At 60.0% G+C, this 14,781-nt stretch carries 15 protein-coding genes; 5 read left to right on the top strand and 10 right to left on the bottom strand.

Features of this window, described 5'->3' with window-relative positions:
* The first annotated feature begins 47 nt into the window (after window positions 1-47).
* Together ACJ8IJ_RS06015 and ypfH are read left to right on the top strand one after the other, a co-directional pair.
* Window positions 48-2,060, top strand: coding sequence for a tRNA(Met) cytidine acetyltransferase TmcA (locus ACJ8IJ_RS06015; protein ID WP_342579265.1), 2,013 nt, complete (start codon window positions 48-50; stop codon window positions 2,058-2,060).
* A gap of 120 nt (window positions 2,061-2,180) precedes the next feature.
* Entirely contained in the window at window positions 2,181-2,870 is a 690-nt protein-coding gene (gene ypfH, locus ACJ8IJ_RS06010) for an esterase (protein ID WP_015378704.1), read from the top strand.
* Window positions 2,871-2,900: 30 nt separating this feature from the next.
* Here the strand turns inward: ypfH and ACJ8IJ_RS06005 are convergent, their stop codons facing one another.
* From ACJ8IJ_RS06005 to ACJ8IJ_RS05985, 5 genes are all read right to left on the bottom strand, one after another.
* On the bottom strand, window positions 2,901-3,086 hold the full coding sequence (locus ACJ8IJ_RS06005; protein WP_004941720.1) for a YpfN family protein: 186 nt from the start codon (window positions 3,084-3,086) through the stop codon (window positions 2,901-2,903).
* A 2-nt stretch (window positions 3,087-3,088) separates the two neighbouring features.
* Entirely contained in the window at window positions 3,089-3,763 is a 675-nt protein-coding gene (locus ACJ8IJ_RS06000) for a M15 family metallopeptidase (RefSeq protein WP_004941723.1), read from the bottom strand.
* Window positions 3,760-4,887, bottom strand: coding sequence for a succinyl-diaminopimelate desuccinylase (gene dapE, locus ACJ8IJ_RS05995; protein ID WP_004941726.1), 1,128 nt, complete (start codon window positions 4,885-4,887; stop codon window positions 3,760-3,762). The genes ACJ8IJ_RS06000 and dapE overlap by 4 nt, the downstream gene beginning before the upstream one ends.
* Entirely contained in the window at window positions 4,884-5,270 is a 387-nt protein-coding gene (locus ACJ8IJ_RS05990) for an ArsC family reductase (RefSeq protein ID WP_004941730.1), read from the bottom strand. The genes dapE and ACJ8IJ_RS05990 overlap by 4 nt, the downstream gene beginning before the upstream one ends.
* Window positions 5,271-5,523: 253 nt before the next feature.
* Window positions 5,524-6,075, bottom strand: coding sequence for a LuxR C-terminal-related transcriptional regulator (locus tag ACJ8IJ_RS05985; protein ID WP_049186664.1), 552 nt, complete (start codon window positions 6,073-6,075; stop codon window positions 5,524-5,526).
* Window positions 6,076-6,606: 531 nt separating this feature from the next.
* On the opposite strand from ACJ8IJ_RS05985, the gene ACJ8IJ_RS05980 reads away from it, so the two are divergent.
* Complete coding sequence (locus tag ACJ8IJ_RS05980; RefSeq protein WP_004941737.1) at window positions 6,607-7,032, top strand: GNAT family N-acetyltransferase; 426 nt, start codon at window positions 6,607-6,609, stop codon at window positions 7,030-7,032.
* Between the two features lie 7 nt (window positions 7,033-7,039).
* Here the strand turns inward: ACJ8IJ_RS05980 and ACJ8IJ_RS05975 are convergent, their stop codons facing one another.
* Window positions 7,040-7,471 carry a GNAT family N-acetyltransferase gene (locus tag ACJ8IJ_RS05975; protein WP_442518351.1) on the bottom strand — a complete coding sequence of 144 codons (432 nt, stop codon included), beginning with the start codon at window positions 7,469-7,471 and terminating at the stop codon, window positions 7,040-7,042.
* A gap of 9 nt (window positions 7,472-7,480) precedes the next feature.
* A complete protein-coding gene (locus ACJ8IJ_RS05970) occupies window positions 7,481-7,960 on the bottom strand; it encodes a tetratricopeptide repeat protein (protein WP_154870963.1) in 480 nt (159 codons plus the stop codon).
* 216 nt (window positions 7,961-8,176) lie between these two features.
* Between ACJ8IJ_RS05970 and ypfM the strand changes: the two genes are divergently transcribed.
* Complete coding sequence (gene ypfM / locus ACJ8IJ_RS05965) at window positions 8,177-8,236, top strand: protein YpfM (RefSeq protein ID WP_100396732.1); 60 nt, start codon at window positions 8,177-8,179, stop codon at window positions 8,234-8,236.
* A gap of 126 nt (window positions 8,237-8,362) precedes the next feature.
* Here the strand turns inward: ypfM and acrD are convergent, their stop codons facing one another.
* The gene (acrD, locus tag ACJ8IJ_RS05960; RefSeq protein WP_442518350.1) at window positions 8,363-11,500 is read right to left on the bottom strand and encodes a multidrug efflux RND transporter permease AcrD; all 3,138 of its coding nucleotides are present in this window, start codon (window positions 11,498-11,500) and stop codon (window positions 8,363-8,365) included.
* A gap of 293 nt (window positions 11,501-11,793) precedes the next feature.
* Here acrD and ACJ8IJ_RS05955 point away from each other — a divergent pair, with 293 nt between their 5' ends.
* Entirely contained in the window at window positions 11,794-12,072 is a 279-nt protein-coding gene (locus tag ACJ8IJ_RS05955; protein ID WP_004941750.1) for a winged helix-turn-helix domain-containing protein, read from the top strand.
* Window positions 12,073-12,104: 32 nt separating this feature from the next.
* Here ACJ8IJ_RS05955 and ACJ8IJ_RS05950 read toward each other — a convergent pair whose 3' ends face one another.
* Together ACJ8IJ_RS05950 and narQ are read right to left on the bottom strand one after the other, a co-directional pair.
* Window positions 12,105-12,737, bottom strand: a complete 633-nt coding sequence (locus ACJ8IJ_RS05950; RefSeq protein ID WP_004941753.1) for a response regulator — start codon at window positions 12,735-12,737, stop codon at window positions 12,105-12,107.
* Between the two features lie 161 nt (window positions 12,738-12,898).
* Window positions 12,899-14,575 carry a nitrate/nitrite two-component system sensor histidine kinase NarQ gene (gene narQ, locus ACJ8IJ_RS05945; protein WP_442518349.1) on the bottom strand — a complete coding sequence of 559 codons (1,677 nt, stop codon included), beginning with the start codon at window positions 14,573-14,575 and terminating at the stop codon, window positions 12,899-12,901.
* Window positions 14,576-14,781 lie beyond the last annotated feature (206 nt).

The raw sequence follows: 14,781 nt of genomic DNA, 5'->3' as shown, positions 1-14,781 counted from the left end.
TGCCGGAGCCTGACTCCGGCATTTTTTTCGAATTGAGATACAGCCTTATGCTACAGGCAGCGCAACAACTCATGCGGCGGCAGGGCATCCGGCGCCTGCTGGTGCTCAGCGGTGAACCCGAGTGGTGCCGCGAACAGGCGCAGCGGCTGGCGGCGACGTTGCCCGGCGACTGGCCGTGGGTCGGGGAGAATCCGCCGCCCGGCCAGGCGGCTTTGCCGAGCCGCGCGGTGCGCCAATTGCTGGGGCAGGAGCGGCTGCACGCGGTGTTCGACGCCGGTCACTCGCTGGACGTGGAGGCGTTGGCGGCGCTGTGCGGCGCATTGCGCGCCGGCAGCTGGCTGCTGCTGTTGACGCCGCCCTGGCGGCAATGGCCTCAGTTGCCGGACGGCGACAGCCTGCGCTGGAGCGATTGTCCGCAGCCGATCACCACGCCGCATTTCATTCATCATCTGCAGCATCATTTGGCCGACGACAGCGAAGTGACTGTCTGGCGGCAGGATGAGCCCATGACGCTGGCCGCGCTGCCGGCGCGTGAGGGTTGGCAGCCGCCGGATGGCGGGCCGACCGAGGAACAACAGGCGATCTTGACGGCGTTATTGCAGGCCGAGTCCGGCGTGTGGGTGCTGACCGCCGCCCGCGGCCGCGGTAAATCGACGCTGGCCGGCATGCTGATGGCGCAGTCGCCGCTGACCTGCTGGATCACCGGGCCGAGCCGCGCCGCCACAGAGGTGGCCGGGGAATGGGCGCAGGGGCGCGCACAGTTTTGGGCGCCCGATGCCTTGCTGGCGCAGTGCCGGGAGGGGGACGTCAGTGACGTGGGCTGGCTGCTGGTGGATGAAGCGGCGGCGATCCCCGCGCCGTTGTTGCAACAGCTGATCGGCTATTTCCCACGCGTGTTGCTGACCACCACGGTGCAGGGCTATGAAGGCACCGGCCGCGGTTTTCTGCTGAAGTTTTGCGCCGGGCTGCCGTCCTATCAGTCGTTGAGTCTGCAACAGCCGATGCGCTGGGCGCAGGGGGATGCGTTGGAACGGGTCACGGACAATGCGCTGTTGTTCAACGAGCTGCCCGCCTGGCCGGTTGATGGCCAGGCGATCGATTACAGCCAGGCGGAGCAGCGTGAACTGTGCGCCGATCCGCAGCGGCTGGCGCGTTTCTATGCTCTGCTGAGCAGCGCGCATTACCGCACCTCGCCGCTGGACTTACGCCGGCTGATGGACGCGCCCGGCATGCATTTCGGGCTGGCGCAGGCCGGACAGGAGGTGGTCGGCGCCGTGTGGCTGGCGGAAGAGGGCGGGTTGAGCGCCGAGTTGGCGCACGACGTGTGGGCCGGCCGCCGCCGGCCGCGCGGCAACCTGGTGGCGCAGTCGCTGGCGGCGCATGGCGGCCAGTGGTGGGCGCCGACGCTGCGGTCACGGCGCATTACCCGCATCGCGACGCTGCCGACGTTGCGGCGGCAGGGTATCGCGCGTCAGCTGGTCGAGCGGCAACGCCGCCAGGCGCAGGGGCTGGATTTCCTGTCGGTCAGCTTCGGCTATACCGAGCCGCTGTGGCGCTTTTGGCAATCCTGCGGTTTCGAGCTGGTGCGCATCGGCAGCAAGCCGGAGGCCAGCAGCGGCTGTTATACCGCGATGGCTATCTTGCCCCTGAGCGAGCAAGGGGAGGCGCTGCGGCACGCGGCGCACAAGCATCTGGCGCGCGACTGGCCCTGGCTGCGGCAGCGTATCGAGCTTTCGCTGGCGATCCCGGGCGATGACGGCGACACGTCGCTCGGCGAAGAGGACTGGCGCGAACTGGCCGGGTTCGCTTTCGCCCATCGGCCGCTGGAGGCCAGCCTGGGGGCATTGCAGCGTTTGCTGTTGGCCAGCAGTCTGCCGCTGCCCGCGCTGCGCGGCCACCTGCAACGGCGGCAATCCCCGGCGGCCTGCGTGGAGCAGGCGGGCGTAAGCGGCCAGAAAGCCTTGCTGCGCCACTGGCGGCACGAAACGGCGCAGGCGCTGGAACAGTTGAATGCGCAACACTGCCGCTACTGGCGCGACTGGGTGCAGTCGTTGCAATAAATTGAATAACTCGCTCAATAAAACCCGATTTTCCCGATTTCTCAACGGCGTATAGTCACTGTCAGCGGTGTGGCGGCGACTGTCGCCACACCAGGTTTGGTTACTATTAAGGAGTCATCGATGAAACATGAGCATTTCGTTGTCCAAAGCCCGGCGACCCCGGCGGCGCAGCTGATCTTGCTGTTTCACGGTGTCGGCGACAACCCGGTGGCGATGGGGGAGATCGGCAGCTACTTCGCCAAAGACTTTCCTCAGGCCCAGGTGGTGAGCATCGGTGGTCCCGAAGCGTTTGGCAACGGCGCCGGGCGCCAGTGGTTTTCGGTACAGGACGTGACCGAAGAGAACCGCGCGGCCCGCATCGCAGACGTGATGCCGCAGTTTGTGGCCGTGGTGCGTCATTGGCAGCAGCTGAGCGGCGTGGGCTATGCCGGCACTGCTCTGGTGGGGTTCTCGCAGGGGGCGATCATGGCACTTGAGGCGTTAAAAGCGGAAACCCGGCTGGCCGGGCGCGTGGTCGCGTTCAGCGGGCGTTTCGCCCAGTTGCCTGAGCAGGCTTTCGGCGACAGCGTGGTGCATTTGATCCACGGTGAAGAGGACGCGGTGATCGCGGTGCAACACGCTCACGCGGCGGCGGAAGCGTTACGGGCCAACGGCGTGGATTTCACGCTCGACGTGGAAGAGAACGTCGGGCATGCGATCAATCAGGGCATGATGAACGCCGCGCTGGAAAGGCTGCATTATTACGTGCCGCAGCGCTACTGGGACGAGGCATTGTCCGGCAAGCGCGGCGAGCTGATCGCCTTTCGCTAAAAACTCAGGGCGCCGATGAGCGCCCTGATGTCATTTCTTTTTCGGCCAGTCGTCTTCGTCATCCCACTGGGCGTTGTTGTCGCGGTGCGGCGGTATCTCCGGCTTGTTGGCCAGATAGCTTTTCACGTCGACGCGGCGCAGTTCCTTGATGCCGCTGACGACCATCCCCACCAGAACCAGCAGAATAATCCACCAGTAATCAGCTAACCATTGCATAGCTACTCCTTTCCTTCACTGCGTATGAAACGCGAAAAAATCGAGGGCAGATGGCGTTCGAGCCATTCGACACCGGCGACCTCCTTGTCTTGCCAGGCCGCCAGCAACAACGCCGGGGTCAGCAAATGTTCAGCCTCTTGCGCCAGCGGCCGGTAGCTTAGATGCCACGGCTCCACCGCCACGCCGCCGCTGTCTTCGGTAAAGGGGCGATAGAAACCGAACTCGGCCATATGCGCCGTCAGCCACTGGTTGAGCGGCGCAAAGTAACCGCCTTCTTCATATTCCCACGGCTCCAGCTGCAGCTTTTGCCCTTCCGGCAACAGCGACGGATCGTACACGTCCAAATCGCTGCCCCAGTGATGGCGGCTGGCGCCAGGCAGGGCTGACCAGCGCAGGATCGCCTCACAGCGTTCGGCGGCGGACAGCGGCGCGACGTCGATCGGTTGACTGTCCTTATCTAATACTGGCCGCTGGCCGCAGAATTTGCCATTCCAAATCGCCAACTGGCGGTCGAAGTCGCGGAAGGTGCTGGCGGGCTGGAGATCGAATCCGGCTTCACGCGCGGCCTGCTGCATCGCCAGGAAGGCATTGACCGCCTGCGGCTGCAGCCGATGGTTGCCGCTCAGCGGCGCCAGGTGTTCGGTCGAACGGCCGGTGAGCATTTCTGCGGTGATCATGCGACCAATTGCTCCATGATGCGTTGATACATGCGGCTCAGCAGCTGCAGATCCGCGGCGTTGACACATTCGTTGACCTTGTGGATGGTGGCGTTGACCGGCCCCAGTTCCACCACCTGCGCGCCCATCTGCGCGATGAAGCGGCCGTCGGAGGTGCCGCCGGTGGTCAGCAGCTGCGGCGTCAATTCAGAATAGTGCTCGACGGCGTTGACCACCGCATCCACCAGCGCGCCGCGCGAGGTGAGGAACGGTTGACCGGACAGCCGCCATTCGATGCTGTAATTCAACTGGTGGCGTTCCAGCAGCTCTTCCACGCGCTGCTTGATCATCGCGTCGGTGAGTTCGGTGCTGAACCGGAAGTTGAACTGCACGTAGAGATCGCCCGGGATCACGTTGTTGCTGCCGGTGCCGGCCTGCACGTTGGCGATCTGCATGCTGGTCGGCGGGAAGAACTCGTTGCCGCGATCCCATTCGATCGCCACCAGTTCATTCAGCGCCGGCATGGCGCGGTGCACCGGGTTGTCTGCCAGATGCGGATAGGCGACGTGCCCCTGTACGCCGTGGATATGCAGGTTGGCGGTGATGGAGCCGCGACGGCCGTTTTTCACCACGTCGCCGACGCGTTCGGTGCTGGACGGCTCGCCGACCAGGCAGTAATCCAGCCGCTCGTTGCGCGCCATCAGCGCTTCGACCACTTTAACCGTGCCGTGGGTGGCGCTGGCTTCTTCATCCGAAGTGATCAGAAATGCCAGGCGGCCCCGGTGATTCGGGTTGGCGGCGACAAAGCGTTCCGCGGCCACCACCATCGCGGCCAACGAGCCTTTCATGTCCGCCGCGCCGCGGCCATACAGCATGCCATCGCGGATTGCCGGTTCAAACGGCGGGTTGTCCCAGCGTTTTTCATCGCCGGTCGGCACTACGTCGGTGTGCCCGGCAAACGCCAGAGTTTGCCCTTCACCGCGCCAGGCCCAGAAGTTTTGGGTGTCTTCGAAGTCCATGGCTTCGACGGTGAAGCCGATCGCCTGCAGGCGTTCGATCATCAGTTGCTGGCAGCCTTCGTCATTCGGGCTGAGGGAAGGGCGTTTGATCAACTGCTGGGCCAGTTCGATAACCGGGCAAGTCATACGGCAACCTCGGCGATAAATTGTTGGTAAGCGTCGGCGTTGAAACCGAGCAGAGCGTGGCCGTTGCCGTCGTCCAGCAGCGGACGTTTAATGATTGCCGGCTGCGCCAGCATCAGCGCGATGGCGGCGTCGGCGTTATCACAGGCGTTGCGCTGCGCTTCATCCAGCTTGCGCCAGGTGGTGCCGCGGGTATTGAGCAGCGGCTCCCAACCCAGTTGCGCGACGAAACCGCGCAGTTGCTGTTCGGTCAGGCCGTCGGCGCGGTAGTCGTGAAAATGATAGGCTATGCCTTGATCTTCCAGCCAGCGGCGGGCTTTTTTGATGGTGTCGCAGTTTTTGATGCCGTACATCGTCAGCGTTGTCTGTTGCGGTTTATTTGCCATGGCGTAAAGCTACCTGTCTCGTCGAGTCGATACTGAGCGGCGGGCGCGGTCTTAGGCCTTCTCGCCGCCCGGCGATAGCAGAGATAATGCCAGTAAAGCGGCGGCGAGATCCAGACAACGATGCGCGCGAGAGACGATTGGGCGCCAGGGAGAGAGGTTGGCAAATTGATGAAACGGCGATCTTCGCCGGCGGCGCTGTTAAAAGACGCCGGCGAACGCGTTCTGCCGCCAATGCGGCGCGGGGGAGAGAGAATTAATCTTTATTGATTCTTATGTTTAAACGCTCGGTCAAACACCGTACGCGGGTAATATGCAACAGCGGTTTTATCCTGCTGGTGCCGAGTTTTTTCATGATTCGTGATTTGTAATGATTGGCGGTTTTATTTCTGATATTCATGGCATTGCTGATGTCGGCCAGCGATTTTCCCGTCGACCACTCCGAGAGAAAATGCGATTCGCGCTGAGAGAGTTGCGGCGGCTCGGTATAGTGACTGTAACGCTTATATAAGTCGCCGATCAGGTGGCTGAAGCGGCTCAATGATATAAGGTTTGATAATATAATGGTCTTATTGTCGACAATCACCATCTCATGCAGACAGTCGGTGATAATGATTATTTTGTAGGTATTGGGGTTGGCATATTCATCGCGGTAACGCGCTTCAAAGTTGGCGATGGTGACATCGATAAAGCAGACCCTTTTGCGGCTAAAGCCAGCCGGCGCGCGTTTTTCCGCCCAGGTTTGGTTAATGAGTTGTCGGATGCCGACGGTGGTATAAGCACACTCGCTGAAAATATCAATTTCCATTTTATTATAATCCTTTACTTTTTATTTCCCGGTGAGGATGGCTATCTTAAAACATAAAAAAAGAAATAATCCAAATAATTGCATGTTGAACTTTTCTTGCGCCGCAAATGAATGAGCGTTATCTGGGCGCGAGCTTTGAAGGGAAGGTTATATACTAGCATGATTTATAAAGAGTAAATCTTTTTTTCAACCGGATTTTTAAGCAAGGTAAGGTTAATAGAATAGACATCTTCTATTAATACCGCGGTAATTAAAAGGAATTAACATAGATCAAGGCTATCAAAATATGTAAAATGATCGGTTTTGACGATCATTTGAGGGTGGCTGTTTAGGCTTAACGAATTAATAACTAAGATTTTTCTTGGTTTTATCACGATGAGTGGCTTTATTTTGAACGTCATCAGAGTCGGCGCTGAGGTCATGAAAAAATTAACGTTGAAATTGAGACAAAGATAATTCTAAACAAAGAAACTGCGATGTTTTAAGCTGTAATCAGAGTGTGAACATGGATGATTGATCCGGAGAACCGGCGTGAAAAAATGTCATATCGAAATTTCCGAGCGGGTAACGCAGGAAATAACGTCCTGTATCGCGGAGGGATTGGATCGTTTTAACGATCAACATATCGGCTACGGCGATCGTCTGCCGCTGGCGGTGGTGGTAAGAGATCCCGACAGTGGGGAAGTTCTGGGAGGGATTACCGGACGCTCATCGTTAGGGCTGCTGTTTCTCGAGCTCTTTTATCTGCCGGAAGCGCTGCGCGGCGCGGGGTTGGGCAGCGAACTGTTGCGCCGTTTCGAGCAGGAAGGCCGCCGGCGCGGTTGCCTTTCCGCCGTGTTGTACACTATCAGCTTTCAGGCGCCGGATTTTTATCAACGGCATGGCTGGCAGCGTATGGGTGAAGTGCCTTGCTTGCCGCCGGGAACCCGCCGTATCTTTATGAGCAAAACCTTATGATGCACGTTTAACGCACGTAGCCTCCTTGTTGCAGGCGCTGCAGCGCAGCGCCGTCCGCATACACCATGCCGGTGGTCAAATCGTGAAAGCCGTACTTTTTATAGAAGGCGAGCTTTTCCGGCACGGAATAGATGAAAATCTTGCCGAGCGGCGCCAGATCTTGCATCACCCGATCCATCAACCTGCGCCCCAGCCCTTGTCCCTGAAAGCGCGGATCGATCGCCACGTCCGCCAGATAAGCGATCGATGTCAGATCGCTGATGGCATGTGCAGTGGCGATCAACTCGTCGCCGATAAACCCCCAATAGCAAAACTGGCTGTGTTGGTAAACGCGCCGCAAGGTGTGCGGATCGCGCTTGCCCAGCCCGGCGGCCTCCAGCAATTCACACAGCCGCTGCCAGTCGATGGCGCGGCGGCTCGGGTCGGTGATAATTTCCATCGTTTTCCTCTAACCGATAAGACTGAGATCGGCGGCATAGTGCCGAATGGCGCGTTGATAACCGCGGATGTCGGGGTCTGACGAGGTTTCCGCCAGCAGCAGCAACAGATCGGTCACGGCCCGTTTATTTTCACCCAGGTTGTACAGCGCCATGGCGCGAAACAGCATCAGCTCGTTGGCCTGCGGGAACTCGGCCAGGCCGTCGTCGAAAGCCCGTAGCGACGCCGGATATTCTCCCAGGGCGCGGTAGGTGCTGCCGAGACCCAGCCAGGCCTCGCGGCGTTGGGCGGGCGGCAAATCGCGAGCCAACGCCGCGAGGTAACAGGGAATGGCCTGTTGCTCCAGGCCCTGTACGTCATACAGGCAGGCCAGCTGAAAGTGCAGCGTTGCCGCTTCCGGCTCCGCCGCCAGCTGCCGTAACGCCAGCGCAGTGGCTTCCTGATAGCGGCCGTGCGTTTTTAACTCTAAGAGAGACAAAGAAGTGGACATGATCTGGGCTCCATTGGCGTATTTTTATACCTTTTACACGCTATCGTGGAGAAATTGATATCACAAGGGAATAGCTGCACTGAACATTGATCAGATAAATACGAAAATGTGCGCTAAGCCCGGTTTCCGAGCCCGGCATCGTTCCCGTTTCCCTTCACATGGTCAAAAAACAGGCGTAGAATCCGCTTCGTCAAATAATTGAGGTTGTAAAGTATTATGGTTGATCGTGAATTAGGAAACTGGAAAGACTTCATTGATGAGATGTTGGGCAACTGACACAGCGTTGAAGCAGATGGCAAGGTTGAGTCATTGGAAAGTCACTGAAACACCTTGGGAACGAGATTTTCGTTCGAAATAAAGCAGCATCGGTAACCCGACGCTGCTTTTTTTATATCTCGCGGATCAGTCCCCGGTGGCCGGCGTATTGCCTGCCGGATGCGCTTTACCCGGGAAACGGCGGCGAACCAGCACAAAGAACAATGGCACGAAGAAAATCGCCAGCAGGGTGGCGGAAATCATGCCGCCCATTACCCCGGTGCCGACCGCATGCTGGCTGCCGGAACCGGCGCCGCTGCTGGTAGCCATCGGCAGCACGCCGAAGATGAACGCCAGCGAGGTCATCAGGATCGGCCGCAGGCGCATGCGGGACGCGTCGAGCGTCGCCGACATCAGATCCTGCCCTTTATGGTTCAGCTCATTGGCGAACTCGACGATCAGAATGGCGTTTTTCGCCGACAGCCCAATGATGGTCAACAGGCCAACCTGGAAATAGACGTCGTTCTCCAGGCCGCGCAGCCAGGTGGCGGCGACCGCGCCGATCACCCCCAGCGGCACCACCAGCATCACCGAGAACGGTATCGACCAGCTCTCGTACAGCGCCGCCAGGCACAGGAACACCACCAGCAGCGAGATGGCGTACAGCGCCGGCGCCTGCGAGCCGGACAGCCGTTCCTGATAGGACATCGCCGTCCATTCCAGCCCGAAACCGGTCGGCAGTTGGCTGACCAGTTTTTCCATTTCCGCCATGGCGGTGCCGGTGCTGACGCCGTTGGCCGCCTCGCCGACGATCTCCAGCGCCGAACTGCCGTTATAGCGCTCCAGCCGCGGCGAACCGTACTCCCAGTGCGAGCTGGCGAAGGCCGAGAACGGCACCATGCCGCCCGCGCTGTTGCGCACATACCATTTGTTAATGTCATCCGGCAGCATGCGGAATGGCGCCGCGGCCTGCACGTAGACTTTTTTCACCCGCCCGCGGTCGACGAAGTCGTTGACGTAGGTCGAGCCCCAGGCGGTGGAGAGGGTATTGTTGATGTCGTCGATCGATACGCCCAGCGCCTGAGCCTTGCGCTGATCGATATCGATTTGCAGCTGCGGGCTGTCGTCCAGGCCGTTGTGGCGCACGCGCGACAGCAGCGGGTTTTGCGCCGCCAGGTGCAGCAGCTGATCGCGCGCCGCCATCAGTTTGGCGTGGCCGAGCCCGGCGTGGTCTTCCAACTCCATGTCGAAGCCGGAGGAGTTGCCGAGACCGGTGATCGCCGGCGGGCTGCTGGCGATCACCCGGGCTTCGTTAATCTTGTTGAATGCCAGCGTGGCGCGGTCGATGATGTCGAACGAGCTGTTGGCGCCCGAGGTGCGCAGATCCCAGTCTTTCAGCCGCACGAACAGGCGCGCCACGTTTTGGCCGTTGCCGCCGGGCCCGGAGCCGATGATGGCGAACACCGACAAAACGTCCTGTTTCTCTTCGGTGAGGAAGTACCGCTCGACCTTTTCCACCACTTTGGAGGTTTGCTGCAGGGTTGATCCCGCCGGCAACTGCACCTGTACGGTGAAGATGCCGCGGTCTTCCTGCGGCAGGAACGAGGTCGGCAGCTTGATGAACAGCAGCGCCATGCCGCCGAGCAACAGCAGATAAATCACCATGTAGCGGCCGCTGGCGTGCAGAATGCGCCCCACGCCGCGCTCATAGCGATCGGCATTGCGGTTGAACATGCGGTTGAACCAGCCGAAGAAGCCGCGCTTGCCGTGATGGTGCCCTTTGGCGATTGGTTTAAGCAGCGTCGCGCACAGGGCCGGGGTCAGGATCATCGCCACCAGCACCGACAGCACCATGGCGGAGACGATGGTGATGGAGAACTGGCGATAGATGGCGCCGGTGGTGCCGCCGAAGAACGCCATCGGCACGAACACCGCCGATAGCACAAGAGCGATGCCGACCAGCGCGCTCTGGATCTGCCCCATGGATTTGCGCGTGGCCTCTCGCGGCGGCAAGCCTTCCTCGCTCATCACGCGCTCGACGTTCTCCACCACCACGATGGCGTCGTCCACCAGCAGGCCGATCGCCAGCACCATGGCGAACATGGTGAGGGTGTTGATGCTGAAGCCGCAGGCGGAGAGGATGGCGAAAGTGCCCATCAGCACCACCGGCACGGCGATGGTGGGGATCAGCGTGGCGCGGAAGTTCTGCAGGAACAGATACATCACCAGGAACACCAGCAGGATGGCCTCCAGCAGCGTTTTCACCACGTCCTTGATCGAGGCTTTGACGAACGGGGTGGTTTCATAGGCTACTTTGGCCTCCAGCCCGTGCGGGAAGTATTGCGACAGCTCGGCGATCTTGTCCTTCACCAACTGGTCGGTCTGCAGTTCGTTGGCGCCGGAGGCCAGTTTGATGTTCATGCCTGCGGCCTGCATGCCGTTGTAGCGGCTGAGGTAGTTGTAGTTCTCGCCGCCCAGTTCGACGGTGGCGACGTTGCCCAGCGTCACCAGCGAGCCGTCCTGATTGACCCGCAGGGTGATCTGGCGGAACTGTTCCGGCGTCTGGAGCTGCGACTGGGCGTTGATGGTGGCGTTCAGCGCCTGTTTATCGACCGACGGCGTGCCGCCCAACTGGCCGACCGCCACCTGGGCGTTCTGCGACTGAATGGCTTTGACCACGTCCTGGGTCGTGAGCTGGTAGCTGTTGAGCTTGTTGGGATCGAGCCAGATGCGCATGGCGTATTGTGAGCCATACACGTCCATGCTGCCGACGCCGTTGATGCGGCTGAGCGGATCCTGCAGGTTGGAGACGATGTAATCGGCGATGTCCTGCTTGTCCATGCTGTTGTCAGTGGAGACGAACGCCACCATCATCAGCGTAGTGTCGCCGGATTTCGAGACCGTGACACCCTGATTCTGCACCGCCTGCGGCAAACGTTTGATCGCCGCCTGCAGCTGGTTTTGCACCTGCTGCATCGCCTCGTTGGGATCGGTGCCGGCTTCGAACGTCAGCGTGACGGTCGCCTGGCCGGTATTGGTGCTCTGCGACGACATATACATCATGTTGTCGAGGCCGGTCATATTTTGCTCAATGATTTGGGTGACGGTGTTTTCCAGCGTTTGCGCCGAGGCGCCTGGGTAAGTTGCGCTGATGCGCACGTTCGGCGGCGCCAAATTCGGGTATTGTTCTACCGGTAAAGAAAAAATCGCCAATGCCCCGGTCAGGCAAAGAATAATTGCCAGCACCCAGGCGAAAATCGGGCGATCAATAAAAAAATTGGCCATGCAGCGCGAACCTCGTTATGACTTGTTCTATCTTTAAAACGCATCGGAAATATGCATTTCAGCGGCAGGGAAGGATTCCGGCGCTATTGCACTTTACTCGGGATAGTCGAGGAAAGCGTGGAGAAAAAAAGGAGATAGTGTAAATAACGGTAGCGGGAAACGGCGTGGGTGCCCCGGTGTCGATAATTGTACGCTATTAAGACATTTTTATTACTATCAAAGGCCTTGCGCATGTCTTCGCCGCAGGGAGCCGAAAAATAAAAACTGGATCCACCTTACAGCAGGAGCTTGGCATGGGAATTAACCCGGTATTTGCCCGTCGGCTTTATTTATGCTGGCTGATCAGCCACAGTGAGCGGCCCAATGTGCCGCGGTTGATGGCGCTGACCGGCTGGCCGCGCCGCACGTTGCAGGATGTGCTGAAGGCGCTGCCCGGCATGGGCGTCGAGCTGCAGTTCGTGCAGCAGGGCGTGCGCAACAACGACGGTTTTTATCAGTTGGAAAGCTGGGGGCCGTTCAACAAGAGTTGGGTGCATCAGCACCATCAGGCGCTGCTCAGCGCCATCGAGTAAGCGGCCCCGGCGTATTGGCCGGGGCGGGGCGATCAGTGGCTTTTGTACTCCAGGTACATCACCGTCGCCGCCACGCGAGAACGCACGTCCAGCTTGCGCAGTATGTTGCGGATGTGCACCTTCACGGTTTCTTCAGAGATATGCAATTGCGCCGCCACCTGTTTGTTGGACAGGCCGCGCGCCACCTCTTGCAAGACGTCCAGTTCGCGTTCGGTCAAGGCGGTGAAGGGATCGCGCTGCTCGCTGCGCGCCAGCAAATAGTCGGCCATGGCGTCGCTGATCACGTTTTGCCCCTCGGCGGCGGCGCTGATGTGTTCCAGCAGCTGCTCCGGTTCACTGTCTTTCAGCAGATAGCCGTCGGCGCCGGCGTCGATCAGCGCATACAGATCGCTGCGCGCGTCGGAGACCGTCAGCACGATGATGCGTGCGTCCACGCCTTCGTCACGCAGAGCCCGCAGCGTATCCAGCCCGGACATGCCCTTCATGTTCAGATCCAACAAGATCACGTCCGGCGCGTGCTGCAGCGCCAGCGCAACCGCCTCGCTGCCGTTGCCGGCCTCTGCCACCACGCCAAATCGCGCATCCAGTCCCAGCAGTTGTTTGATGCCGCGCCGCATCAACGGATGATCGTCAACGATCATGACTCGGTATTGCTTCATCACCATGAAATATGCTCCCTGTAGCAAGTAAAGCCACTCAAACGCGCCCGGAGGCGTGCTTCACAGTGGGACTGTCTCTTCAAAAATAGCGGCATTCTGCACCGCAAACCTCTCCGGGCGGCCTTCTGCCCGGCGGCAACCGTAACGCAGAGTGAACAGCCGCAAGGTCAGGGCGAGAATGTCAGGCAGACTGCCGTGCCGCCGCGGCTTCTGCGCCGGATACGCAGCGTTCCTCCCAGTCGCGCCGCGCGTTCGCTCATGATGGTCAAGCCGTAATGCCCTTCCGGTTCTTCCAGACTGGCGATACCGCAACCGTCGTCGGTAATGCTGAATACGTTGTCGCCTGCGGCGTTGACCTCGCAACACACCGCGATCTCGCTCGCTCCTGCGTGCTTGACGGCATTGAGCACCGCCTCGCGCACGATCTGCAGCGCGTGCACCTGCTGCTGGGCGTTGAGCGCCTGCGAGGGCAGCCGACAGTGTAACTGAATCCGCGCGGTGGTTAGCGCCTTTAATGGCTGCAGCAGTTGCTCCAGCGCGGCATTCAGATCCGCCTCCTGAATGTTGAGGCGGAAGGTGGCCAGTAATTCTCTCAGCTGGCGATAGGCATCGGCCAGCGTGCGATCGAAATCGTCGATAATCGTCTTCGCCGCCGGATCGTCGGCGGCGCGCCGGAGCAGCGTCAGCTGGATGCGCAGGAACGACAGCGTCTGCGCCAGCGAATCGTGCAGCTCGCGGGCGATGGTCCCACGTTCTTCCATCAACAGCAGATATTGGTGCTGCTTTTGCGCCCGGTTGAAGTAGACGCCGCGCCCCAGCATGTTGGCCAGGCTCTGCATCAGGTGAGGATGCGGCGGCTGCGCTTCGGGCTGCCATCGCAATTCACCCAGCAGTTTATCGCCTTGGGTGATCGGCAGCGCGCTCCAGGCTTGCGCCGGCGCCGGCTCTCCTTCGTTCAGTTGCCACTGGCCATGATCGTCCGCCACGTTCAACCGGATGCAGCGCAGTCGTTCGCTTTGGCGCACGATGCGCAGCACATTCTCGAATGCCTGCTGATCGATCTGGCGCACGCTCAGCGCCTGTGAACAGCGATACAGCACCTCCAGCGTTTCGTTGGCCTGCTGCAGGCGCCGGGTTTTTTCCTGCACTTTCAGCTCCAGCGACTGATAGAGCCGGGCCAGCTCGTCAGACATGGCGCTGAAGGTTTGCGACAGCACGCCGAGCTCGTTCGGCAGCGCCACGTCCAGCTGCGGGTGGCGAAAGTCGCGCTGTTGCACGCGCTGGCTGGCGTCGACCAGATGCTGCAGCGGCATGACCACCTGGCGGCGCATAAAGCGGATGCAGAACAGCACCAGACCGATGATGGCGGCGTAGCCCAGCACGCTGACGGCGGCCACCAGGGTGAGTTTCAACTCGGAATAACGCTGCAGAGCGGAAACAAAATGATCGACGCGGTTGACGTAGCCGGCGACCTCCGCCCGGTAGGCGGCCGCTTGCCCGTCACGGATCTGCCGCTCCATCGCTTGCCATGTTCGTTGCAGCGCCAGATAGTGGTTGCGCACCTCGGCCGGGACGTAAAAGCGCGCCAGCTTTTGCAACGCCGGCGCCTGCAAAGATTGCCGGTACTGCTGCAGATGCAGCTCCAGCTCCGGGCTCTGTCGATCGAGATCAAAGGCCAGGCGGTAGCTTTGCATGCGCAGCGAACCGGCAATGTTGATCGCCTCGGCATCGCTCTGGCTGCCGGCGACGGTCGTCAACGCCAACCCGGTGGCGAGCACCGACAGTATCACGATGCCGAACAGCGCCCTGGCCAGGCTGCCGGTCACGGAACGTTTAACAAGCAATCACGGAATCCTTTTCTCTCAGGTGAGGGCTGCGCCAGTTTCATTCGAAAGCAAAACTATAACTTTTGCAACTAAATTGCACCGCGATTTGTATCAAGTTGTCAACAAAACGGGAACAATTGTCGTCGTGTAATCAAATGAATAGCGAAATGCCCGCCGATGTTCAGCTGCAGCTCGGTTTCCACTGAGGATTTGTCTTTGCGGAT

The organism is Serratia sp. CY40230 (genome assembly GCF_052168835.1).
GTDB classification, from domain to species: domain Bacteria; phylum Pseudomonadota; class Gammaproteobacteria; order Enterobacterales; family Enterobacteriaceae; genus Serratia; species Serratia nematodiphila.
Note: the sequence above shows the minus strand (reverse complement) of the source record. Positions and strands in the feature narration are given on the sequence as shown.

Bases quoted from the DNA above. Each gene is read 5' to 3' on its own strand.
- ACJ8IJ_RS06015 (WP_342579265.1), top strand. From the start codon at position 48: ATGCTACAGGCAGCGCAACAACTCATGCGGCGGCAGGGCATCCGGCGC.
- ypfH (WP_015378704.1), top strand. From the start codon at position 2,181: ATGAAACATGAGCATTTCGTTGTCCAAAGCCCGGCGACCCCGGCGGCG.
- ACJ8IJ_RS06005 (WP_004941720.1), bottom strand. From the start codon at position 3,086: ATGCAATGGTTAGCTGATTACTGGTGGATTATTCTGCTGGTTCTGGTG.
- ACJ8IJ_RS06000 (WP_004941723.1), bottom strand. From the start codon at position 3,763: ATGATCACCGCAGAAATGCTCACCGGCCGTTCGACCGAACACCTGGCG.
- dapE (WP_004941726.1), bottom strand. From the start codon at position 4,887: ATGACTTGCCCGGTTATCGAACTGGCCCAGCAGTTGATCAAACGCCCT.
- ACJ8IJ_RS05990 (WP_004941730.1), bottom strand. From the start codon at position 5,270: ATGGCAAATAAACCGCAACAGACAACGCTGACGATGTACGGCATCAAA.
- ACJ8IJ_RS05985 (WP_049186664.1), bottom strand. From the start codon at position 6,075: ATGGAAATTGATATTTTCAGCGAGTGTGCTTATACCACCGTCGGCATC.
- ACJ8IJ_RS05975 (WP_442518351.1), bottom strand. From the start codon at position 7,471: ATGGAAATTATCACCGACCCGAGCCGCCGCGCCATCGACTGGCAGCGG.
- ACJ8IJ_RS05970 (WP_154870963.1), bottom strand. From the start codon at position 7,960: ATGTCCACTTCTTTGTCTCTCTTAGAGTTAAAAACGCACGGCCGCTAT.
- acrD (WP_442518350.1), bottom strand. From the start codon at position 11,500: ATGGCCAATTTTTTTATTGATCGCCCGATTTTCGCCTGGGTGCTGGCA.
- ACJ8IJ_RS05955 (WP_004941750.1), top strand. From the start codon at position 11,794: ATGGGAATTAACCCGGTATTTGCCCGTCGGCTTTATTTATGCTGGCTG.
- ACJ8IJ_RS05950 (WP_004941753.1), bottom strand. From the start codon at position 12,737: ATGGTGATGAAGCAATACCGAGTCATGATCGTTGACGATCATCCGTTG.